The sequence below is a fragment of the Erythrobacter sp. 'gip.4 top 5' genome (genome assembly GCF_056495765.1).
Genome location: NZ_CP200270.1, coordinates 1,289,290 through 1,312,032, shown reverse-complemented (window position 1 = coordinate 1,312,032; position 22,743 = coordinate 1,289,290). Strand labels below are relative to the sequence as shown.

The following is a 22,743-nucleotide window of genomic DNA, read 5'->3' as shown; positions in this document are numbered from 1 at the left end:
TTTTGGCAGGCTACACCGCCTGCTCCTCCAGACAAAGGGCTTACGATCCTCACCAGCACCACAGGACCAGCGATTTATTTTATTAACCAATCTGGCAATGTTTCACGTGAAACATTGCCAGATCAGCATTCGTTGACGGTGGCTAACCGGACCCTGGGCCACCCCTGGCGCGGGCTAAGTCTTGCCTGCGCCAGTGACCAAGCCATCAGAACCGATAGGATAGTCCTGCGCTGATGACCCACGGATCCAGCTTGTGGGTCGTCTCGATCGCCAGCGTGTTGCCGACGAACCAGCGCGCTGTGGTGTCGATGAAGTACCGCTTCACATCCACGCTGAGGCCGAAGCCCGTGTCGTTCACCGGCACATCGAAGCCCGCTTGCAGCGCAAGGCCCAATTCGTTCGACAGGTCCGTATCAGTCACGCCCAGCGGCAGCGTCGCCGCGCCCGGATCATCGGCGACCCACAGGAAATAGGCCGGACCTGCACCGACATAGGGTTTAAAACCGCCCAGATCGAAATGATACTTCGCCGTCACCGTCGCCGGAATCAGCTTGGCATTCGACACCAGTTCGGCGCCCACTGGCAGGCCGGCGGTGGCATCGACATCGTGCTGGGTGATGCCAGCAATCGTCTCGATCGAGACATTATGGGTGACGAAATATTCAATCGCGATGGTCGGCGTCACGTTGTCGCTGGCCTTGGTCTGCGTCGAGGCAGGCAGGCCTGGCAGATTGACGGTGATGTCGGTGATCTTGCCATCGGGCAGCACGGCCGTGGCGAATACCTTGAGCTGGATGTCGCCGGCGCGGTCGTTGTCCTGCGCCATCGCGGGGCTTGCGGCCAGCGCCAAAGCGGCCCCGCCAAGCATCAGAAAAGTCTTCATTATACGTGTCCTCAACGGCAGCAGCGGCCGCCTTGCGCGGCCCAGGATGGTTGCTGCCTGTAAGCGCCGGATAGAACGTGCCGCCCCTTTCGCTCATTGATCCGGATCAAAGACCTTTGCTTTGACCTGCCGCATTGCCGCGTCATCATGGCAACTCTTAGCCCCCCTCCGCCCGCCACGGGCCTTGCCTTCGCCCTGGCCGGGTTTCGGGCAGCTTTGCCACCGGCAAGTGGCGATGCGCTGACAGCCGATCGGCTCTGCGCCATCGGCACTGCGGCGCATCTGGTGCGGGGCGAAACGCTGCCGCCCGATCCGGACGCAGACCGGCTGGTGTGGATCGCGGCCGGATCGGTCAAGCTGGTCGCGCCCCATGCCGCCCCTGCGCCAAGCGGTCAGGTTCTGGCGTTTCATTTCGCGGGCGATCTGGTGTCCGTTCTGCGCCAAAGCGCTCAGGTCGATGGCGCAGACTTCCGGCTGGTCGCGCTCAGTGATTGCGACCTGTTGGTGTTTCCCGCTGATGCGTTTCTCAACACGGCCGAGGATGATCCGGCGGTGCTGCGCGCGGTGCTCACCCGCGCGCTGCAGGCACTGCATCGCAGCCGCACGCGGATGACGCAGATGGGGCACAAGTCCGCCAGCGCGCGGATCGCCGATTTCCTTGTTTCGATGGCCGAACGGCTGGCCGATTGCACGCAAGGCGCCTGCGCCTTTGCCTTGCCGATGAGCCGCCGGGATATCGGCGATGCCCTTGGCCTCACCATCGAAACCGTCAGCCGCCAGCTGACTGAACTTCGCGAGGCGGGTCTGGTGACGACCGAGGGGCGCTCGAAGGTGCGCCTGTCCGATGTCACCGCGCTCGCCGGGCTGGCCGGTCGGAACGTGCCGCACAATGGCGAGGCTTCCCCGAATAACTAACCCGATTTGATCTCGGTCAAACACAATCATTGCGATGGCGCGCTACAAACGTGCCGACGGAAGGAATAATCAATCATGGAAACAGTCGTTAGGCGGCTGGGGGTCTGGGCGCTTGTCCTGATCGCCAGTATCGCGGCCATTGCGCTTACCCCGGACAGCGGGTTTGCCATTCACATGGGCATTGTGGCGCTGAGCGCCGTGATCCTGATTGCGGTCACGGCGACGCGGTATGATCCGCTGGCGCGCGCGCAGGGCATCTTCAAAATGCCGCCCGGCCCATCGCGCTATGATGACGATGTGATCCGCTGGGGCGTGATTGCAACGATGTTCTGGGGCCTCGCCGGGTTGCTGGTGGGCGTGGTGATTGCCGGTCAGCTGGCGTTTCCGTGGCTGAACCTTGAACCCTACCTCAATTTCGGACGCCTGCGCCCGTTGCACACCAGCGCGGTGATCTTTGCCTTTGGTGGCAATGCCCTGATCGCCACCAGTTTCTATGTCGTGCAGCGCACCTGCCGCACCACGCTGGTGTTCCCGCAAATGGCACGCTTCGTGTTCTGGGGGTATCAGCTGTTCATCGTGCTGGCCGCCACCGGCTACCTGCTCGGTATCACGCAATCGAAGGAATATGCCGAGCCGGAATGGTATGTCGATCTGTGGCTGACGGTGGTGTGGCTCGCCTACTTGGCCGTGTTCGTGGGTACGCTGCTGCGCCGCCATGAACCGCACATCTATGTCGCCAACTGGTTCTACCTCGCCTTCATCATCACCATCGCGATGCTGCACGTGGTCAACAACCTGGCCATGCCCGTGAGTTTCCTCGGCAGCAAATCCTACTCCGCCTTTGCGGGCGTGCAGGATGCGCTGACGCAGTGGTGGTACGGCCACAACGCGGTGGGCTTCTTCCTGACCGCAGGCTTCCTCGCCATGATGTATTACTTCGTGCCCAAGCAGGCTGGGCGCCCGGTCTATTCCTACCGCCTGTCGATCATCCACTTCTGGTCGCTGATCTTCCTCTATATCTGGGCCGGGCCGCACCACCTGCATTACACCGCCCTGCCCGATTGGGCGCAGACGCTGGGCATGGTGTTTTCGGTGATGCTGTGGATGCCGTCATGGGGCGGGATGATCAACGGGCTGATGACGCTGAACGGCGCCTGGGACAAAGTCCGCACCGACCCGATCATCCGCATGATGGTGATGGCGCTGGCCTTCTACGGGATGAGCACCTTTGAAGGCCCGATGCTGTCGATCAAGGCGGTGAACAGCCTGTCGCATTACACCGACTGGACCATCGGCCATGTCCATTCCGGCGCGCTGGGATGGAACGGGATGATTACCTTCGCCTGCATGTATTTCCTCGTTCCGCGCCTGTGGAACAAGCCACGGCTGTATTCGCTGCGGATGATCAATTGGCACTTCTGGCTCGCGACACTGGGGATCGTTTTCTACGCCGCCTCGATGTGGGTCGCCGGGATCACCCAAGGGCTGATGTGGCGCGAATACGGGTCTGACGGATACCTCGTGAACAGCTTCGTCGATACCGTCGCGGCGCTGCACCCGATGTATGTGCTGCGCATGGTGGGCGGGCTGATGTACCTCAGCGGTGCGATCATCATGGCTTACAACATCTGGATGACCATCGCCGGGCATCTGCGGGTGGAAGCGCCGATGGGTGACACCCCCCATGATGCGGCCGCCGATCGCCCGATTGTCACCCCTCCCCTCGCCCAGCCCGCCGAATAGCTGCGCCAAGGAACGCAAAATCATGAGCAAGAATGCAAAACACTCTGACGTTTTTGAAAGCCACAAGCGGCTGGAAAAAAGCGTCACGCTGCTCGCGGTCGCGACCTTCGTGGTGGTGGCCATCGGCGGGATCGTGGAAATCGCGCCGCTGTTCTGGATCGATAACACGATCGAGAAGGTCGAAGGCATGCGGCCCTACACCCCATTGGAACAGGTGGGCCGCGATATCTATGTGCGCGAAGGCTGCTACCTGTGCCACAGCCAGATGATCCGGCCCTTCCGCGACGAGGTGGAACGCTATGGCCATTACAGCCTCGCGGCCGAAAGCATGTACGATCACCCGTTCCAGTGGGGATCAAAGCGCACCGGGCCCGATCTGGCGCGGGTAGGTGGCAAATATTCGGATGCGTGGCACGTCCAGCATCTCAAAGCGCCGCGCAGCGTGGTGCCTGAAAGCATCATGCCAGGGTACAGCTTTCTGGCGGATACCCTGGTCGATGTGCCTGATCCGGCGGCCAACCTCACTGCGCTGCGCCGCGTGGGCGTGCCCTATTCCGATACCGACATTGCCCAGGCTCGCACCGATCTGATGGCGCAGGCCAATCCCGATGCCGACGCGGGCGATCTGGCGACCCGCTATCCCAAGGCGCAGATCCGCGATTACGATGGCGATCCTGCCCGCGTGACCGAAATGGATGCGCTGGTTGCCTACCTCCAGATGCTCGGCACGCTGGTCGATGTGAACAGCGCCGCAGCGCAAGAGCAGTTGACCAAGGAGGTGGGCCGGTGAGCGCTTACGAAACCCTGCGCCACTTTGCCGACAGCTACGGGCTGGCGGTGATTGTCGCGCTCTATCTGACGCTGTGCCTGTGGCACTTCCGTCCTGGCGCAAGCCCGCATGTGGCGGCGGCCAAGCACTCGATCTTCAAGGATGATGATGATGGTCAATAAACGCGTTGACGAGCCCACCGGCACTGAAACCGTCGGCCATGAACGGGACGGTATCGAGGAGTTGAACACGCCCCTGCCGCGCTGGTGGCTGTACACCTTCTACGCCTGCATCGCCTTTGCGGCGGTCTATGTCGTGCTCTATCCGGCCTGGCCGCTGATCGACAAGGCCACCGCAGGCACGCTGGGCTGGTCGAGCCGCGGCGATCTGGCCAGGGAGATGAGCGCGGCTGACCTTGCCCGCCAAAGCGTTGTCCAGAAAATCGCGGCAACCGATATCGAAAAGCTCCCCGGCTCGCCCGACCTGATGCAGGCTGCCATCGCGGGCGGCGCGGCGGCGTTCAAGATCAACTGCGTACAATGCCACGGCGCGGGCGCGGCCGGGTATCAGGAATTCGGCTACCCCAACCTCAATGATGATGACTGGATCTGGGGCGGCACTCTGACCGAGATCGAATACACCTTGCAGCACGGCATCCGCTGGGAGGGCGCCGAGGAAACCCGCGCCACTTACATGCCGGCCTTTGAAGGCGTGCTGGATTCCGGACAGATTCTCGCTGTCACGAGCCACGTCCTGTCGCTTTCGGGCAAGGGCAAGGCCAATCCCGCCGGCGCGCAAACCTTCGCGGAAAACTGCGCAGCCTGTCACGGCAATGGCGGCGAAGGGATGCCGGCGATGGGTGCGCCTGCGCTCAACGACGCGATCTGGCTTTATGGCGGCACCCAAGCTGCGGTAAGCAAGCAGATCCTTGCCCCGCGGCATGGCGTGATGCCCGCATGGCAGGGCCGGCTCAATCCGGTGACGATCAAGATGCTGGCCGCCTATGTTCACTCACGCGGCGGCGGGCAAAAGGCTGCGCCGGCCCAACCAAACACCCAGCCTGCTGGCGATGTTGCCCAGACTGCCGAGAAGGCCAAAACCGATGGCTGATCCTCAGGACCGCGAACGCGCCGTTCCGCCAGCGGGCAAGACCCGCAACTGGTCCGGCGCGCTCGGGTCTGCAGCCCCGACCGCTGCCCCGCCAGAAGCCGAGGTCGGTTTCCTGGGCAGCGCGCTCTATGAAAAGGGCAAGACGATCCACAACAAGCGGATCGATGGCTCCTTTCGCCGCTTCAAGTGGCTGGTGATGCTGGTGACGCTGGCGATCTACTACGTGACGCCGTGGATCCGCTGGGATCGCGGGCCATATGCGCCCGATCAGGCGGTGTTGATCGACCTCGCCAATCGCCGTTTCTACATGTTCGATATAGAGATCTGGCCGCACGAATTTTACTTCGTCGCCGGGCTGCTCATCATGGCGGGGATCGGCCTGTTTCTGGTGACGAGCGCCGTGGGCCGCGCATGGTGCGGTTATGCTTGCCCACAAACCGTGTGGACCGATGTGTTCCAGCACGTTGACCGGCTGTTTGATGGCGACCGCAATGCGCGCATCCGATTGGACAAGGCACCGTGGACCGCATCGAAGATCGCGCGGCGCACTTTGAAATGGAGCGTTTATCTCATCATCAGCCTGCTGACCGGCGGGGCGTGGATCCTCTATTTTGCCGACGCGCCCACGCTCACGCAGGAATTTTTCACCGGTGAGGCTGCACTGGTGGCCTATGCAACCGTAGCAATCCTCACCGGCACGACCTTCTGGCTGGGCGGATTCATGCGCGAACAGGTGTGCATCTACATGTGCCCCTGGCCGCGCATCCAGACCGCGATGCTCGACGAAAAATCACTGATCGTCACTTACAAGGACTGGCGCGGCGAGGCGCGCGGCAGCCTGAAGACGGCGGCCAAAGACCCTGACGCTTATGGCGACTGCATCGATTGCAATATGTGCGTGGCGGTGTGCCCTACCGGGGTCGATATTCGTGAAGGCCAGCAAATCGGCTGCATCACCTGCGGGCTGTGCATCGACGCCTGCGACAAGGTGATGGCCGACATCGGCCGTCCACGCGGGCTGATCGATTACGCCACGCTGGACCAGTGCGAGGCCGAGGCGGCGGGCGCGCCTGCGACCCCTGCCTGGAAAGCCCTGCTGCGGCCGCGCCTGTTCATCTATTTCGGCGTCTGGGCCGCGATCGGCGCCGGACTGCTGTTCGCGCTCGGCACCCGCACGCACACCGATTTGACAGTCGAGCCTGATCGTAACCCGCCCTTCATGCTGTTGAAGGACGGATCGGTCCGCAATGCCTACACCTTGCGCCTGCGCAACATGGAAGCCCGACCGCGTGATCTGGAAGTGGCAATGCTGGGCCTGCCTGAAGGCGCGGTGATGTGGACCGAAGCGGTCAGCCTCGAAAACGCGGCTCCGGTGCAGGTTATCGCCGTCCCCGCCAACGAAACCCGGATCGTGCGCGCCTATGTCATGCTGCCGCCGGGCGCGGCGGCCGATAATTTCACCTTCCGCCTCACCAGCCTCGACGAACAGCGCGAAACCGATCTGGTCCCCACCACCTTCGCCATGCCGGGAAATGAATGATGACGAGCCAATCGGGCACCTTTACCGGCAAGCACATGGCCGCAGTTTTTATCGGTGGCTTCGGCATCGTGATCGCGGTCAACCTGTTCATGGCCTATAACGCCGTCGGCGGGTTTCACGGCACCGTGGTCGACAATTCCTATGTCGCCAGCCAGAAATACAACGGTTGGATCGCCAAGGCTGAGGCGTCAAAGGCGCTGGGGTGGCAGGTCATGCCGGAACGCCGTGCGGACGGGCGCTTGGTCCTCGAAACGCTTCGTGTGCCCGAAGGAGCGGTCATCAGCGTCACGGCAGAGCGCCCGCTGGGTGAGCGCGAGACACGGGACCTTTCCTTCGCGCCGCAAAGCGAGGGCCGCTGGGTCTCGGCCGAGGCTCTGGCGGCGGGCCGCTGGCAGCTGCGCATCGCGATCCGCGCACCAGACGGCGAATGGGCCGGGGAAAGCGAAATCCGGTGAACGCACCCGCCCCCATTCTTTCTGACGTTGCCAGTCCCCTCACCACCACGCGCTTCACGGTGCCGGGGATGAAATGCGCCGGCTGCATCGGCAAGATCGAGCGCGAATTGCCCGAGGTGGTCGGCATCGCCGCCGCGCGGGCCAATTTCTCCGCGAAACGCGTGGCCATCAGCCATGATCCGGCGCTGGGCGAGGAGGCGCTGACCGCCGCGCTTCTTGGCCTCGGCTTTGAAGCACAGCCGGTCGCTGATAATCCGCTGGGGGTGGAGGATGGCGAGAAAAAGCGCCTCAACCGCGCCTTGGGCGTCGCAGGCTTCGGCATGATGAATGTGATGCTGCTGTCGGTCAGCGTCTGGTCGGGCGCGGACGGGGCAACGCGCGAGCTGTTCCACTGGCTTTCGGCGCTGATTGCACTGCCCGTGATTGCCTATTCGGGGCGGCCCTTCTTTGCCAGCGCATGGATGGCGCTCCGCCACCGGCGCACCAACATGGACGTGCCGATCTCGATTGGCGTCATCCTTGCCACCGCCCTTAGCCTTTATGAAACGACCACGGGCGGCGGCCACGCCTATTTCGAGAGCGCGGTGATGCTGTTGTTCTTCCTGCTGGCAGGCCGCGCGCTGGACGCTGAAATGCGTAACCGAACACGCGCCGGGATTGGCGCGCTGCTGGGGCGGATGGGCAAAAGCGCCAGCGTGATCGCGCCCGATGGCACCACCCGCCGCGTGCCGGCCGCCAGCCTTGAACCCGGAATGCTGGTGCTGGTCGCCGCGGGCGAGGCGTTCGCCGCCGATGGCGAGGTGGCGCAAGGTGCCAGCGCGATCGACAACGCCATGCTGACCGGCGAAAGCGCGCCCGAACCGGTCGGGCCGGGCAGCGCCGTTCATGCCGGCGCGATGAACCTTTCGGCCCCGATCCGGGTGCGTCTGACCCGCGTGGCCGAGGACACCGCGCTGGCCGAAATCGCGCGCCTGATGGACGAAGCCGGGCAGTCACGCAGCACCTATGTCCGCATCGCCGACCGCGCCAGCCGCCTTTACGCGCCGGTGGTGCACAGCCTTGCGGTGCTGGCGTTTGCGGGATGGATGATCGCGGGCGCGGGCGTACACCAGTCGCTGACCATCGCGATTGCCGTGCTGATCATCACCTGCCCCTGCGCCATAGGCCTCGCGGTCCCGGCGGCGCAGGTTGTGGCCAGCGGCGCGCTGCTGCGGCGGGGGTTGCTGGTGAAGGACGGGAGCGCGCTGGAGCGCCTTGCCGAATGTGACGTGGCGCTGTTCGACAAAACCGGCACGTTGACGCATGGCGAACCACGCGCCGATATCACCGCGCTGAATGCCGAAGCCCGCGCCGTGGCGCTGGGCCTCGCCCAGGCAAGCCGCCATCCTTTAAGCCGCGGCCTTTCGGCGGCGTTGCTGCGTGTCGGCGCGGTGCCCGCCGAGATCATCAATATCACCGAGACCAGCGGGCAAGGTCTCACCGGCACATGGCAGGGTCTTGCCGTGGCGCTCGAACGGCCGGGCAGCGCGGATCAAGCGCTCGCCGCATCCTTGCGGATCGGTGACAGCGTGCAGACCATCACCTTCGCCGATCCCGTTCGCAGCGATGCCGCCGCCGCCCTTGCCGCGCTGCGTGGCGAGGGGATCGACGCCAGCATTTTGTCGGGCGACCGATGCGCTCCGGTCGACGATGTGGCCCGGACGCTGGGTATCTTCGCGCAGGCCGAAGCCAGCCCTCAGACCAAGCTGGCTGTGCTCGAAACCTTGAAAGCCCAAGGTCGCCGCCCGCTGATGGTGGGCGATGGCCTTAATGATGGCCCCGCGCTCGCCGCCGCCCATGCTTCGATCGCGCCCGGCACTGCGTCCAATGCCAGCCAGCAGGCCGCCGACGCGGTGTTCATCGGCGAAGGGTTGATGCCGGTCGCGCTGGCGGTGCGGGTGGCCCGCAAGACCATGCAGATCGTGCGGCAGAACTTCGGCTTTTCGATCGCCTACAACCTGCTTGCTGTACCGCTGGCACTGCTGGGCCTGGTCACGCCGCTGGTGGCTGCCATTGCCATGTCGGTCAGTTCACTGGTGGTGGTCGCCAATTCGCTGCGCTTGGCGGGGGCGGCAAAATGACCGGGCTTGCGATCCTTATCCCGATTGCGCTGGGTATGGGACTGCTCGGCCTTGCCGCCTTCTTCTGGTCGATGAAGGACGGGCAGTATGACGACATGGACGGCGCAGCCAACCGTATCCTGATCGATGATGAGGATGAGCCTGCATGACCGCCGCCTTGCCCTTCGTGATCGCGGCGCTGGTGCCTGTGATGCTCGGCCCGCTCCCTTCAGAGACAAGGTCCCTCACCGCAACCCTGTGCAATGGCGGCACAATCACCCTTCCCATAGGGGACAGCGCGCCGGACAGCGACGGCCCGTGCCACCCCACCGGCTGCCACGCCGGATCGTGCCGCGCCAAAAGCGCAGCGAAAGGTCCGAAGCGGGCAATTTGATCTCGCGCAAAGACGCCTTGTAGTGGGTTCGCTATCGCGAACCGCAGACCACCCGCCCCGCCTCCCCACCCGGCCACCAATGATACCATCAGGCTATGGTGGCCGGGTGGGGAGGCGGGGCGGGTGGTCTGCCGCGACGAAGGAGCGCCAGACATAATGTGGACCTATCACCCCAACCTCCTCGCCACGCCGGTGCCGCGTTACACCAGCTACCCCACCGCCGCCGATTTCGGCCCGCTGGAGGGTGGCGCAATCGAGCGCGCCATTGCCGGCGCGACGGGCGATATTTCGCTCTATCTCCACATCCCGTTTTGCGAAAAGATCTGCTATTATTGCGGCTGCAACACCGCTGCCTCGGGCAAGGCTGCGCGGATGGAAAGCTACCTTGCCGCGTTGCATCAGGAAATCGCCAGGGTTGCCAGCCTGTTGCCCGAAGGCACGCGGGTGCGCCGCGTCGCCTTTGGCGGTGGCAGCCCCAACGCGATTGAACCAGTCGAGTTTCTGGCGCTGGTCGATGCCATCCACGCCCATTTCCCGCTGTTCGCGCCCGATTGGTCAATCGAGCTTGATCCGCGCAGCCTGACCCCGGCCTGGAGCGAGGTGATCGGCCATGTCGGCATCACCCGCGCCAGCATGGGCGTGCAGACCTTTGCCGCGCATTGCCAGAAGGCGATCGGGCGCGAACAATCGCTGGCCATGATCTGCCGCAGCGTTGACATGCTGCGCCGCGCCGGTGTGACCTCGCTCAATTTCGATCTGATGTACGGCTTGCCCCATCAAAGCGAAGCCGATCTGGAAGACAGCCTTGAATACACGCGCAAGCTGGGCGCAGACCGGGTTGCGGTGTTCGGCTATGCCCATGTGCCGCATCTGGTGCCGCGTCAGGCGATGATCCCGGAACACGCCCTGCCCGGCGCCGCCGCACGCTTCATCATGGCAGCCGAAGCCCATGCCACGCTCACGTCGCAAGGTTACGAAGCGATCGGGTTCGATCACTTCGCCCTGCCGCATGATCCGATGGCCCGCGCGGCGCAATCGGGGACGCTGCGGCGCAATTTTCAGGGATTCACCGATGATCCGTCCGAGGTTCTTATCGGACTTGGCGCGTCGTCGATCAGCGGCTTTCCCGGCCTGCTCGCCCAGAATGAAAAGCACACCGCGAGCTATCGCACCCTGTCAGGCGAAGGGCGCCTGTCTGCCCGCCACGGGATCGTGCGCCGCGCCGATGATCGCCGCCGCGGCGACGTGATCGAGGCGCTGCTGTGCAAGGGCATTGCCACGGTGCCCGGCGATCTATTGGCTGATACATCGGCGCCGCTGGCGCCTTTCGTTGACGCCGGGCTTGCCACGCTTGACGCAGACCGGCTTACTATCCTGCCCGGTGGGCTGCCCTATGCCCGCGTGATCGCTGCCCTGTTTGATCGTTATCGCGCCTTTGCCCCGCGCCAGTTCAGCACAGCGATCTGACAGCTTCTCGATTCTTTGCGCCCGCCTTGTAGACCTGGCCCGTTGTCGCAATATTATGCCGCAACACGTTCAGCACATACGCGGCCCGACGTAACGGTCAGGCGCACGGAAGGATCCATCATGGCAGCGGCCGATCACGTCGACCTCAACACCTTCATGGAAGGCGTCAAAAAACGCAATCCGCACCAGCCCGAATTTGTTCAGGCCGTGCAGGAAGTGGCACAGGACATCTTCGAATTCATCGAGAACAAGGAAGAATATCACACTGCCCAGATCCTACGCCGCATTGCCGAGCCTGACCGGGTGGTCTCCTTCCGCGTCTGCTGGGAAGACGACGCCGGCAATGTCCGCGTTCAGCGCGGTTGGCGGGTGCAGAACAACAACGCCATCGGCCCGTACAAGGGTGGCCTTCGGTTCCATCCATCCGTCAACGAAAGCGTGCTGAAGTTTCTGGCGTTCGAACAGACCTTCAAGAACGCGCTCACCGGCCTGCCGATGGGCGGCGGCAAGGGTGGGTCGAACTTCAACCCCAAGGGCAAAAGCGTGCGTGAAATCATGCGCTTTTGCCAAAGCTTCATGACCGAACTGTACCGTCACATCGGCCCCGATGTGGACGTGCCGGCGGGCGATATCGGCGTGGGCGGGCGCGAAATCGGCTATATGTTCGGCCAGTACAAACGCATCACCAACCACTGGAACGGGGTGCTGACCGGCAAGGGGTTGGAATGGGGCGGCAGCCTCGTCCGTCCCGAGGCGACGGGATACGGCGCGGTCTATTTCCTTGAATCCATGTTCGCCACCAAGGACGAGAATCTTGACAGCAAGACCGCGATCATTTCAGGCAGCGGCAATGTTGCGATCCATGCGGCCGAAAAGATCGCACAACTGGGCGGCAAAGTGCTGACTCTGTCAGACTCAGACGGCTTCATCCATGATCCCGACGGGATGGATCTGGACAAGATCAATTGGGTGAAACGGCTCAAAAACGACCGCCGCGGGCGGATCTCGGAATATGCCGAAGAGTTCTCCGGCGCGACCTTCCACAAGGGCAAGACCCCGTGGGGTGTGCCGTGCGACATGGCCCTGCCCTGCGCCACGCAGAACGAATTGCTGGGCGATGATGCGAAAACGCTGGTGGAAAACGGCTGCCGCGCCGTGTCCGAAGGCGCGAACATGCCGACCGATCTGGAAGGCGTGCACATCTTCAAGGAAGCGAATATCCTTTACGCGCCGGGAAAGGCCTCCAACGCGGGCGGGGTCGCCGTGTCAGGCCTGGAAATGAGCCAGAACTCCGAACGCCGTTCGTGGAAGGAAGAGGAATTGCAGCAGATGCTGAAGGACATCATGGCCGGCATCCATGAACGCTGCACCCGCTATGGCGATCAAGGGGATGGCAATATCGACTATGTGAAGGGCGCGAATATCGCGGGCTTCAAGAAGGTGGCGGATGCGATGCTGGCGTTCGGCGTGGTGTGATTGTCCAACGGCGAAAATTAGCTCCCGCGTCTGGATGGGCGCGGGGGCTTCTTGAGTTCTGAGGGGATGGCAGCTTCGCGGTGTCGGGCGGAAAATGCTGCCGTTCGGCTAGCGACCCCTAAGCGGACATAACTGGCTATGGTTGCGTCTCAATCACTCGGGCCCGCGACATCGCGAGGAATACAGGCAACACGTTAATCACAGCGCCCACTGATAGGCCCAGCCATAGCGGCCCTATGTTGAACTTTGTCATCATGAGCAGGATCCACCAACCAGAACGCCCCTTTGCCTGAAGCTCGTAAAATGTGGCAACTACTGCGAAAAGATAGAGTGGGATCGCAGGGACCAACAGCAGGTCGGAAAGGCTGAGCAGATTGACCAACGCGGTCGATACCAAAGCGATAGCAACCATAACAGGAACCCTGATGTTGAATGAGCCACGCGCCCAGTCCACAACAGAGGACCCGAAACCGGTCAATTGGTGGCCGTAAGACATTGGTAAAAGCTATCATCTTCGGTTTCCGGTTTCCACCCACTTTCCGTCATTCGCGACCCACAGCCGTTTACCTGAAAGCGGACACGCGGCCTTAGCTGATCCCCAGCCCCGCCGCCTGCGCGCGCAGGTCTGCCGCCGCGCCAGGGTTGGCCTTGACGGCCGCATCCAGCGTGGCCTTGGCCTTGGCAGGTTCGCCCAGTGTCATGCGGCTGCGCATCAGCATCACCCAGCCGTCGACATTGCTAGGCTCCCGCTGGAGCCGCGCTTCAAGCTGCGCGACCATCCCTTCGGCCATCTGCCGTTGATCGCGCGGCGTCATCGCGCCCGCCGCCGCGACATCAAGCGCGCTCGGGCCGCGCAGATTGGGCGAGGCTGCGCCCGGCACTGATGGTGCCGAACTGCGGCGGGCCTGCGCTGCGGCGATGCGCGGGGCGACATCGATGCTGTTATTCTGGCCGACCTGGACGATGGTGCGGATCAAATCAGCCTCCCACGGCGCGCCTTGCGGGCTATCAGCCAGCAGCGCGAGCCACGCGGTCAGCGCACCTTCGTGATCCTTGTCCAATTCCTGCTTGGCCGCCAGGAAATACCGCGCCCGCGGATCGGAGGCGTCCAGCGCTGCGGCTTTGCGGAACGCGTCCAAGGCGTCCGGCGGCATCGGATCGCCCGTGCTCACCAGCACCAGCGTTTCGCCCAAGGCTGACCACAGCGTTGCGTCATCCGGCGCAATCTCGAGCGCGCGGCGATAGGCGGTGGCGGCTTGCGCATATTGGCCCTGCCCGAAATAGGCGAAGGCCAGATCGCCCCATGGCCCGGCATCGTCCGCCGACGCCTCGGCCGCAGCACGCAATTGTGCGATGGTGGCGCTGCCATCACTCGGTGCCGCAGGCGCGTTGTCGTCGCCCTCGCCTTGATAGATATTAAACCCGATCGATCCCGCCGCCAGCAGCAAAGCTGCTCCCAGCAATACCCATCCCGCTTTCGATGCACCGCCACTGGCCGATTGGTCTGTTGTTACCATGGTCACGCCGCTAGCACCCCCCGCCCTACGCGGCAATTCGCGCTGACTTGTGCGAGAGGGAGCAAACCGGGCAACCCGCCCGGCCAGGTCAGCTTGCCGTAGCGAGCATCACCTTGGCCGAAGCCCCGGACACAGCGCCGGGCTCAACTGGAAGCTTAGCGGGACGGGCAGCGCCGGGATAGGCCTGGGCCAGCACGCCAAGGGCTTCGGTGATGCGGGCGTGGGCCGCCGGGTTCTCCGCCTTGATCGCCGCGCCGGATGTGGCGAAGGCCGATGCGGCCACCTTGGCAAAGCCGTAGCCATCAAGATAGGGCTCATACGCGGTGTTCTTTGGCAGTTGGCGATACATCGCACTCGCCCGTTCGATCTGGTCGGCGATAACGCCAGTGGCAACCGTGGCGGCGCTGGCGTTGGACTTCGGCGCCTTGCCCGCTGCGCCGCGCAGGGCAACAATGATGGCGTCATAGGCCTTGTTCACTTCGGCCGCGGGCTTGCCCGCCAGCGCGGCATCTGACGCGGTCGTAAACAGCGGTTTGATGTCCGCAACGCCGAGCGCCGTGAAGGTCGGATCCATTTCAAGCAGCACTTCGCTCACCGGATGCGCGAACATTTCTGCAGCAGCCTCTTTCTGTCCCGCCGCATAGGCATCACGCGCGGCAACAACATGGGCTTCGGCAACGGCAAGGGCTGTGCCGTAGGCGACGGGATTGGTTGCCGCATCGGCCACGGCGACGCCGCCTTCCCCTTCGCCGTCCGCCGTCTCGCCGCCTCCCGTTTCACCGCCAGCTGCTTCGCCGCCTGCCGATTCGCCCCCCTCTCCTTCGCCCGCCGTCGCCGCAGTGCCGGCAGCGCCCGCCTCACCGCTCGCGGCGCCTTCGCCGGCTTCGCCGCCGCACGCAGCAAGCATTCCGCCTGCGACCATCGTGCCAAGGCCAAGCTGTGTCCAGAGTTTGAGGGTGCTGTTCATCGGTAAAGGCGTCCTTTAGGCGGTCTAGATTCGATATTGAACTCCGCCATGGCCGAGATGATAATGGTTCGCAAGAGCCCTTTTGCAAGGCCCGTCCTGTAATGTCGCCTGCCGAGAGCCTTCGGCGGTTTGTCGATGCGGGCAATTGGGGCTTTTCACAAGGCCGCCGTCTGCCCTAACACCGCCGCCTTGCCTTTACGGGCAAAGCCATCTCCCGCCACGCGGCAAAGATCTGCGCGGCACAACCTGAGGGAACGCAAGCCATGAAGACGTTTTTGCTGGCCGGTGCCAGCATCGCGATGCTGTCCACCACTGTCGCTGTCCAAGCCGATGAAGGCATGTGGCTACCGAGCCAGACCGCCGCCATTGCCGATGACATGAAGGCTGCAGGCCTCGAACTTGATGCCAAGACGCTGGGCGATCTTCAGCGCCCGCCACTGACCGCAATCGCGTCGCTCGGCGGCTGCTCGGCTGCGTTCCTTTCGCCGCAGGGGCTGGTTGCGACCAATCACCACTGCGTTGCCGGATCGCTGCAGTACAACTCCTCGCCCGAAAACGACTACCTCACCAACGGCTTCCTCGCCGCTGACCTGGGTGACGAACTGCCCGCCGCGCCCGGCAGCCGCGTTTATGTGATCGAGGATCTGCGCGATGTGTCGGCCGCGATGCTGAAGGGCGCGAGCGCGCTCGAAGGCCGTGCCCGTTACGACCGGCTGCAGGCCAACCGCACCGCGCTGATCGAAGCGTGCGAAAAGCAGGCCAACCGCCGCTGCGATGTGCGCGCCTATTTTGGCGGGCAGCAGTACTGGTTGCAGCAGCAGCTCGAAATCAAGGACGTGCGCCTCGTCTATGCACCCGCGGCGGGCGTTGGCAATTTCGGCGGGGAGAAGGACAACTGGATGTGGCCGCGCCACACCGGCGATTTCTCGTTCTACCGCGCTTATGTGGCACCCGATGGCTCGTCGGCGGACTACGCGGCAGAAAACGTGCCGTTCAAGCCCAAGGCCTGGCTGCCGATCGCCAAAGACGGCGTGAAGGAAGGCGATTTCATCATGGTTGCAGGCTTCCCCGGCACCACCGAGCGCCTTCGCTCGGCCGAAGAAGCGCGGTTCTATTACGAGGAACTCTATCCCTATCAGCAGAACATGCTGGCCGAATATGGCGACATGATCGATGCGCTGACAGCGGGCAATCAAGCGGCAACCATCGCCTATGCGGCGACGCTGCAGGGCGTTGAGAACTACGAAAAGAAGATCGCAGGCCAGATGGCGGGCGCCGATGCGATTTCGTTGGTCGAAAAGAAGGCAGCCGAAGAAGCGGCGTTCCGCGCCTGGATCGCTGCTGATCCCAAGCGTCAGGCGCAATATGGCGCCGCGATGGCTGAACTCGACACGTTGATTGCCACCAGCAATTCCGAGGCCCTTGCCGATGCCAAGCGCGGGATGCTGGGCCGCAGCCAGATGTATGGCGCGGCGCGCAGTCTTTACCGCTGGGCCAACGAACAGGCCAAGCCCGACAAGGACCGTGAACCCGGCTATCAGGAGCGTGACCGCGCGTTCATGACGCAAGGGATGCAGCGGATCGAGCGGCGTTACGTGGCCGACATCGACAAGGCATTGTGGGAAGACGGCATCGCCGAATACCGCACCCTGCCCGTCGAAGACCGCAACGCCAGCTTCGATGCCTTCATGGAAGGTCGCGATCTTGCAGCGTTCTACAGCGCGACCGAACTTGGCGACACGGCCAAGCGGATGGAGTGGATGGGCAAATCGGTCGCCGACTTCAAGGCATCGAACGATCCCTTCATCCAGCTCGCCGTGGCCACTTATGACGAGGCAATGGCCAACGAAGCGGAAGAAAAAGCCCGTTCCGGCTATGTCCAAAAGGCTCGGTCCAAGGTCATGGAAGCGCGCCTTGCCTATGCCGCATCGCTCGGCAAGACGATGTATCCCGACGCCAACGGTTCGCTGCGCTTCACCTATGGCAAGGTGACGGGCAAGGCGGTTGATGGGCAGGTGTGGACCCCGTTCACCACCGCTGAAGGCATCGTGGCCAAGCACACGGGCCGCGGTGAATTCGATGCACCTGACAAGATGATCGAACTGATCAAGGCCAAGGATTACGGCCAGTACGCATCGCCGGAACTCGGCACGCTGCCGGTCGATTACCTCTCCACCGTGGACATCACCAACGGCAACTCGGGCTCCTCGACGCTGAATGCCCGCGGCGAGTTCGTCGGGCTTGCCTTTGACGGCACAATCGAAGGCGTGGTGTCGGACTGGATGTATGACCCCAAGATCAACCGCACCATCCATGTCGACAGCCGCTTCATGCTGTGGACCATGGACAAGGTTGACGGGGCGCAGCGGCTGCTGGCTGAAATGGGCGTGACCGCCCAGTAATCTGAATAAGCCAATAATCTGAATAAGTATGCGGCGCGTGGGATTTCCACGCGCCGCCTGCTATTGCCCGCCCGTCATACGCAATCGGACGGGGAGAGAGTGATGCACGAAGTGGTTGTGGTCGACATCGGCGGCACCCATGCCCGGTTTGCGATTGCCAGCATCGCAGATGACGGCACGATTGCGCTCGACGAACCGGCAACGCTGCACACCGTCGATCACGCGAGCTTCCAGACCGCCTGGCAGCATTTTCGCGATATGCGCGGCGGCACCCTGCCCTCTGCAGTCAGCATGGCAATTGCCGGGCCGGTGGGCAGCCCCGGCAATCTCAATCCGGTAATCCGCTTCACCAACAATCCGTGGATCATCCGCCCGGCCCTTATCGGTGAAAAGCTGGGAGTGGAACGCTACACCCTGGTCAATGATTTTGCCGCCGTCGCCCATGCCGTGGCGCGCGCAGATGACGATCAGTTCCTTCACCTTGCAGGGCCGGACGAGCCACTGGGTCGGAAAGGCACAATCAGCGTGCTTGGCCCCGGCACCGGCCTTGGCGTGGCGCATCTGTGGCGTTCGGGCACGCAATACCGCGTGCAGGCGACCGAGGGCGGGCACATTGACTTCGCCCCGCTGGACAGCATCGAGGACGCGATCCTCGCCCGGCTGCGCAGTCGCCATAACCGCGTTTCGGTGGAGCGGGTGGTGGCTGGACCTGCCATCGTCGATATCTATCAGGCGCTTGCCGCGATGGAGGGGCGCAGCGTGGCGGAACGTGACGCCGTCACGCTTTGGGGCTTGGGCACCAGCGGTGAGGACAGCCTTGCGGCAGCGGCGGTAGACCGGTTCTGCCTCTCGCTCGGCTCGGTCGCGGGCGATCTTGCCCTCGCCCAAGGCGGCTTTGCGGGCGTGGTGATTGCCGGAGGCCTAGGCTACCGTATCCGCGATACATTGCTTGCCTCGGGATTTTCGGCACGGTTCAAGGCCAAGGGGCGGTTTGAAAGCCTGATGGCCGGCATCCCGGTCAAGCTGATCGTCCATCCCCAACCCGGCCTGTTCGGTGCAGCAGCAGCTTTTGCTTCGGAGCATCTTATCGTTCAGGGAGAGCCGGCATGAAAACCGTTGCAGCGCTCGAAACGCGGCTGGGCGATCTCCACCAGCGCACACGGGAAACCCCGCTGTTCAACCCGGTGTTCCAGCTTTCGCTGGACCTGTCCCGCGCGCTGGAGGGGGGCGAACTGAGCCTTGATGACCTGACGGCGCTGGTCGCGGAACTGGAACGCGATGGGCTGACAACACGTGCGGGCAAACTGGGCAAGCTGCTCGCTCCGCCGGCATCACCCGCGCCGCTCGCGGACGATGCCGATGATTTCGAGGCTTACCGCGCCCGCTGGGAACGCCCGCAACTCCATGCCGTTTTCACCGCGCATCCAACCTTTTTGCTTGCGCCCGCACAGGCGGACGCCGTGGCGCAGGCGGCGTCTGCCGTGGGCGAGGCGGTTAACACCATCGGCGCGGTTTCCTCGGAACGCAGCGCGGTCACATTGAACCACGAACACCGCGCTGCGATGGCCGCGATGGGCCGCGCGCAGGAGGCCCGCGATGGGATCGTCGGCCGGCTGCTGGCTGAGGCGGAGGCGCGCTGGCCGCAGGAATGGCGGTCCTTGCGCCCGCTGCCGTTCCGCTTTGCCAGCTGGGTCGGCTACGACATGGATGGCCGCACCGATATCGGCTGGCACACCTCGATCGGCTTCCGCCTCGCCGAAAAGGCCGAGCGGCTGGCGCGGTACACCGCAAGCCTTGCGGCGATTGATCCGGCCCACCCCCTGCTCGAAACGCTGCGCCCCGCTGTCGCCTTTGCGCAAGATCGCGCAGAAGATTTCGCGGCAGACCTGTCGAGCGCCGATGCGCTGGCCACCGCCGCCAACCGGCTTACCACACGCAGCGCCGACAACCTGCTGTCGCTCAAGCCTGTGATTGCCGCGCTGGAGACCGAAGCTGATAGCGTCTCGACCGAACGGGCGATCCGCCTTCTCACCCTCGCCGCTGCGATGCGCGCCGATGGGCTGGGGATGGGCTGGATCCATTTCCGGGTGAACGCCAAACAGCTCCATAACGCGGTCCGGCGCCGGCTGGGCGAAGGCGAGCCGATCGACCTTGCCAGCAAGGGCGCCATCGCCACGCTGCGCCGCATGGTCGATGAAGCCAAGCCTTTGCGCACCAATTTTGCCGCGCTCGCCACCGAAAGCTCGACCGCGATCCGTCAATTCATCGCGATGGCGCAGATCCTGAAGCATATTGATGCCGACGCGCCGATCCGGATGCTGGTGGCCGAATGCGAACAGCCCGCCACGGTGCTGGCCGCGCTCTATTTCGCCAAGCTGTTCGGGGTGGACGACAAGGTCGATGTCTCGCCCCTGTTCGAGACCGAAACCGCGCTGGAGCATGGCGGGCGCTTCCTGGATGCACTGCTGGCCGAGCCTGCCTACCGCGCTTACGCACGCCAGCGTGGACGCGTGGCTATACAGACCGGATTTTCCGATGCAGGCCGCTTTGTCGGCCAGATCCCCGCCAGCCTCGCCATCGAGCGCCTGCAAGGGCGGCTGGCCGAGGCCATGGCCGCCAATGGCTTGTCCGACATTGCCGCTCTGGTGTTCAACACGCACGGCGAAAGCATGGGCCGCGGCGCGCACCCGGCAAGCTTCCGGGACCGGCTCGAATGGCCGCTATCGCCTTGGGCGCGGCGGCGGTTTGCACGCGCCGGGATCCGGCTGGAGCCCGAAGTCAGCTTTCAGGGTGGCGATGGCTACCTGTTTTTTGCCACGCCCGAACTGGCGCTCGCCACGCTCAGCCGCATCGCCGAATTGCGCCCGGCCGAAACCGACCTCGCCGCGCCTGCCGACCCGTTCTACAACCGCACTGACATCAGCCTCGATTTCTACCGCGCCGTAAAGGAGCATCAAGGCGATCACTTGGCCAGCCGCACCTATGCCCGCGCCGTAACGGCCTTCGGTCTTGGGCTGCTGAACCCCACCGGCAGCCGCGTTTCGCGCCGCCAATCGGATATCAATGCCGATCGCGAGATGAGCCTGCGTCAGATCCGCGCTATCCCGCACAATGCCATTCTCCAGCAGCTTGGCTACCCCGTCAATGTCCTTGCCGGGATCGGCAGCGCAGGCGACGCAAACCGCGAGGAAATCGCCGCGCTGCTGACTGACAGCCCGCGTGGCAGCCAGATCCTCAGGCTTGTACAAACGGCCAATGCGCTTGCCAGCATCAAGACCGTGGCGGCGTTTGGCGAGCTGTTCAATTCCGCCTATTGGGCCAGCCGGACCTATCGCGGGACCGAGGATCACCTTGCGGGATCATGCGCGGCGCTGGCGGAGTATCTTGTCGGTGATGACCGGACGGGGGTGTTCCGCCGCCTGGCATCGCGCCTCAGGATCGACGCATTGAAGTTTCACCGCTTGATGGATCTGCTCCCCGACGATGTCTCGGATGATAACCGCGAACACGTCCGGCGCCGCATCGGCGTGCTGCAAGCCTTGCGGCTGGCGCTGCTCCAGCACATGTTTCTCAAAGCGGTCGCCGTCCCCGCCTTCAGCCGCGCCAACGATATCAGCCGCAGCGATGTGATCGAGATGGTGATGACCTTGCGCGTCGAGGAAGCCCTCGCCCAGTTGCGCCGCGCCTTCCCGGTGCGCGTCCCCGGCCCACGCGACTTCCCCCTGGACGAGCCGAGCGATTACCCGGACGGGGGGGAGGAAGGCTATGGCGCAATCGAACGCGATTTCATGACGCCGATCGCCAGAGCGCATGACCTCAACCTGCGCATATCAACCGCCATTGCCAATGAATTCGGTGCGCACGGCTAAGCGGCGTGACGTTTATCGCAAGGTACTGCCACGCGCTATCAGCGATACCGGCACGCGCGTTCGGGCCTTGGCGACGGCGCCGCCCAGCACGGCCTCGACCAGCGCGGCGCCCGCTTCGGCCGGATCGGGAGCAATCGTGGTCAGCGGCGGCCGACTAAAGCGGCCGGCCACCAGATCATCAAACCCCATGATGCCCACCGTTTGCGGCACAACCATATCGGCCGCGTTGAAGGCCTCCATCGCCCCCAACGCCATCGCATCGCAAGCAGCAAAGACCGCGTCGACCTCCCCCTGTTCAATCTGGCCCCGTTCGATCAGGCGGCGCGCCGCGCGGCGGCCTTCCTCCTGGCGGGTGGGGGCGTTGACAGTGGGGGCAAGGCACGGCTCCAGCCCGGCGGCGCGCATTGCCTCGGCATAGCCTTCATAGCGTTCGGTGAACTGCACCTGCGGCGTATTCAGCGCGCCAAGGAAGCAGGGACGGCGGTATCCTGCGGCCAGAAGATGCGCGACGGCAAGCTTGCCTGCGGCGTGGTTGTCCGACCGCACCCAGTCAAGCTCATCAAAGGGCGATCCCCAATAGGCAACCTGCCGCCCTTGGTCTTCGAGGTTACGGAAATGCGCCCATGCCCCCGCATTGGTGGTGGTACCGATCACCACCAGCCCATCGGCACGTCCCTGTTCCTGATAATGGCCGAAGAAATCCGCCTCGCGCGCCTGGAAGCTTACCAATGTCTCGAACCCGCGCGCAGAGGCGGCGACGCAGACCGAACCGAGCAGCGCATAAGCAAAAGGATTGATGCTCGACGCATTGTCGCCTTCGCGGCAGATGACGACCACGGCAAGCGTCCCGGTCGATCCGCGGCGCAGCCGTGCCGCCCGTTCATCGACGAAATAGCCCAATGCCTCTGCAGCCTCGACCACCTTGCGCCGGGTGGCCTCTGCGATGGCGGGCGAACCCGACAGCGCACGGCTGACGGTCGGCTGGCTCACGCCCGCCCGCTCTGCCACATCGAACGATGTCGGCCGTCTGCGTGGTCCCCCTGTCATCGGCATATTCTCTAGGGCCTGTCAGTGGCACCGTGCAAGCCGCACCTACAAAGCTATTCGTACGGGATTTGTGCGCACGGGTCTTGCAAA

The 22,743-nt window shown here is 63.9% G+C and carries 20 protein-coding genes; 15 read left to right on the top strand and 5 right to left on the bottom strand.

The window, feature by feature from the left end:
* Positions 1 to 205 precede the first annotated feature (205 nt).
* The gene (locus ACRANW_RS06205) at positions 206 to 883 is read right to left on the bottom strand and encodes an OmpW/AlkL family protein (protein WP_479433658.1); all 678 of its coding nucleotides are present in this window, start codon (positions 881 to 883) and stop codon (positions 206 to 208) included.
* 147 nt (positions 884 to 1,030) lie between these two features.
* Here ACRANW_RS06205 and ACRANW_RS06200 point away from each other — a divergent pair, with 147 nt between their 5' ends.
* The 12 genes from ACRANW_RS06200 (at position 1,031) to gdhA (ending at position 12,851) form a co-directional block, all read left to right on the top strand.
* Positions 1,031 to 1,798: a Crp/Fnr family transcriptional regulator gene (locus ACRANW_RS06200; RefSeq protein ID WP_479433657.1), complete on the top strand. Its 768-nt coding sequence runs from the start codon at positions 1,031 to 1,033 to the stop codon at positions 1,796 to 1,798.
* A gap of 75 nt (positions 1,799 to 1,873) precedes the next feature.
* A complete protein-coding gene (ccoN, locus tag ACRANW_RS06195; protein WP_479433656.1) occupies positions 1,874 to 3,541 on the top strand; it encodes a cytochrome-c oxidase, cbb3-type subunit I in 1,668 nt (555 codons plus the stop codon).
* Positions 3,542 to 3,563: 22 nt separating this feature from the next.
* The gene (gene ccoO / locus ACRANW_RS06190; protein WP_479433655.1) at positions 3,564 to 4,331 is read left to right on the top strand and encodes a cytochrome-c oxidase, cbb3-type subunit II; all 768 of its coding nucleotides are present in this window, start codon (positions 3,564 to 3,566) and stop codon (positions 4,329 to 4,331) included.
* The gene (locus tag ACRANW_RS06185) at positions 4,328 to 4,492 is read left to right on the top strand and encodes a cbb3-type cytochrome oxidase subunit 3 (protein ID WP_479433654.1); all 165 of its coding nucleotides are present in this window, start codon (positions 4,328 to 4,330) and stop codon (positions 4,490 to 4,492) included. Before ccoO ends, ACRANW_RS06185 begins: the two co-directional genes overlap by 4 nt.
* Positions 4,479 to 5,420: a cytochrome-c oxidase, cbb3-type subunit III gene (gene ccoP, locus ACRANW_RS06180; protein WP_479433653.1), complete on the top strand. Its 942-nt coding sequence runs from the start codon at positions 4,479 to 4,481 to the stop codon at positions 5,418 to 5,420. Before ACRANW_RS06185 ends, ccoP begins: the two co-directional genes overlap by 14 nt.
* Positions 5,413 to 6,960, top strand: a complete 1,548-nt coding sequence (gene ccoG, locus ACRANW_RS06175) for a cytochrome c oxidase accessory protein CcoG (RefSeq protein ID WP_479433652.1) — start codon at positions 5,413 to 5,415, stop codon at positions 6,958 to 6,960. Before ccoP ends, ccoG begins: the two co-directional genes overlap by 8 nt.
* Positions 6,957 to 7,415: a FixH family protein gene (locus tag ACRANW_RS06170; RefSeq protein ID WP_479433651.1), complete on the top strand. Its 459-nt coding sequence runs from the start codon at positions 6,957 to 6,959 to the stop codon at positions 7,413 to 7,415. The genes ccoG and ACRANW_RS06170 overlap by 4 nt, the downstream gene beginning before the upstream one ends.
* Positions 7,412 to 9,535, top strand: coding sequence for a heavy metal translocating P-type ATPase (locus ACRANW_RS06165; protein ID WP_479433650.1), 2,124 nt, complete (start codon positions 7,412 to 7,414; stop codon positions 9,533 to 9,535). The genes ACRANW_RS06170 and ACRANW_RS06165 overlap by 4 nt, the downstream gene beginning before the upstream one ends.
* Complete coding sequence (gene ccoS / locus ACRANW_RS06160) at positions 9,532 to 9,684, top strand: cbb3-type cytochrome oxidase assembly protein CcoS (RefSeq protein ID WP_479433649.1); 153 nt, start codon at positions 9,532 to 9,534, stop codon at positions 9,682 to 9,684. The genes ACRANW_RS06165 and ccoS overlap by 4 nt, the downstream gene beginning before the upstream one ends.
* Positions 9,681 to 9,908, top strand: a complete 228-nt coding sequence (locus ACRANW_RS06155) for a hypothetical protein (protein ID WP_479433648.1) — start codon at positions 9,681 to 9,683, stop codon at positions 9,906 to 9,908. The genes ccoS and ACRANW_RS06155 overlap by 4 nt, the downstream gene beginning before the upstream one ends.
* Positions 9,909 to 10,064: 156 nt before the next feature.
* Positions 10,065 to 11,375: a radical SAM protein gene (locus ACRANW_RS06150; protein ID WP_479433647.1), complete on the top strand. Its 1,311-nt coding sequence runs from the start codon at positions 10,065 to 10,067 to the stop codon at positions 11,373 to 11,375.
* A 120-nt stretch (positions 11,376 to 11,495) separates the two neighbouring features.
* Positions 11,496 to 12,851, top strand: coding sequence for an NADP-specific glutamate dehydrogenase (gdhA, locus tag ACRANW_RS06145; RefSeq protein WP_479433646.1), 1,356 nt, complete (start codon positions 11,496 to 11,498; stop codon positions 12,849 to 12,851).
* 136 nt (positions 12,852 to 12,987) lie between these two features.
* Here the strand turns inward: gdhA and ACRANW_RS06140 are convergent, their stop codons facing one another.
* From ACRANW_RS06140 to ACRANW_RS06130, 3 genes are all read right to left on the bottom strand, one after another.
* Positions 12,988 to 13,347, bottom strand: coding sequence for a hypothetical protein (locus ACRANW_RS06140; protein WP_479433645.1), 360 nt, complete (start codon positions 13,345 to 13,347; stop codon positions 12,988 to 12,990).
* A 91-nt stretch (positions 13,348 to 13,438) separates the two neighbouring features.
* On the bottom strand, positions 13,439 to 14,368 hold the full coding sequence (locus ACRANW_RS06135; RefSeq protein ID WP_479433644.1) for a tetratricopeptide repeat protein: 930 nt from the start codon (positions 14,366 to 14,368) through the stop codon (positions 13,439 to 13,441).
* A gap of 88 nt (positions 14,369 to 14,456) precedes the next feature.
* Positions 14,457 to 15,335 (bottom strand): hypothetical protein, encoded by an 879-nt coding sequence (locus ACRANW_RS06130; protein WP_479433643.1) that lies wholly within the window; start codon positions 15,333 to 15,335, stop codon positions 14,457 to 14,459.
* A 263-nt stretch (positions 15,336 to 15,598) separates the two neighbouring features.
* On the opposite strand from ACRANW_RS06130, the gene ACRANW_RS06125 reads away from it, so the two are divergent.
* From ACRANW_RS06125 to ACRANW_RS06115, 3 genes are all read left to right on the top strand, one after another.
* Entirely contained in the window at positions 15,599 to 17,737 is a 2,139-nt protein-coding gene (locus ACRANW_RS06125; protein ID WP_479433642.1) for a S46 family peptidase, read from the top strand.
* Positions 17,738 to 17,839: 102 nt separating this feature from the next.
* The gene (locus ACRANW_RS06120) at positions 17,840 to 18,847 is read left to right on the top strand and encodes a glucokinase (RefSeq protein WP_479433875.1); all 1,008 of its coding nucleotides are present in this window, start codon (positions 17,840 to 17,842) and stop codon (positions 18,845 to 18,847) included.
* Positions 18,844 to 21,606, top strand: a complete 2,763-nt coding sequence (locus ACRANW_RS06115; RefSeq protein WP_479433641.1) for a phosphoenolpyruvate carboxylase — start codon at positions 18,844 to 18,846, stop codon at positions 21,604 to 21,606. Before ACRANW_RS06120 ends, ACRANW_RS06115 begins: the two co-directional genes overlap by 4 nt.
* 12 nt (positions 21,607 to 21,618) lie before the next feature.
* On the opposite strand, the gene ACRANW_RS06110 is transcribed toward ACRANW_RS06115, so the two are convergent.
* A complete protein-coding gene (locus tag ACRANW_RS06110; protein WP_479433874.1) occupies positions 21,619 to 22,653 on the bottom strand; it encodes a LacI family DNA-binding transcriptional regulator in 1,035 nt (344 codons plus the stop codon).
* Between the last annotated feature and the right edge of the window lie 90 nt (positions 22,654 to 22,743).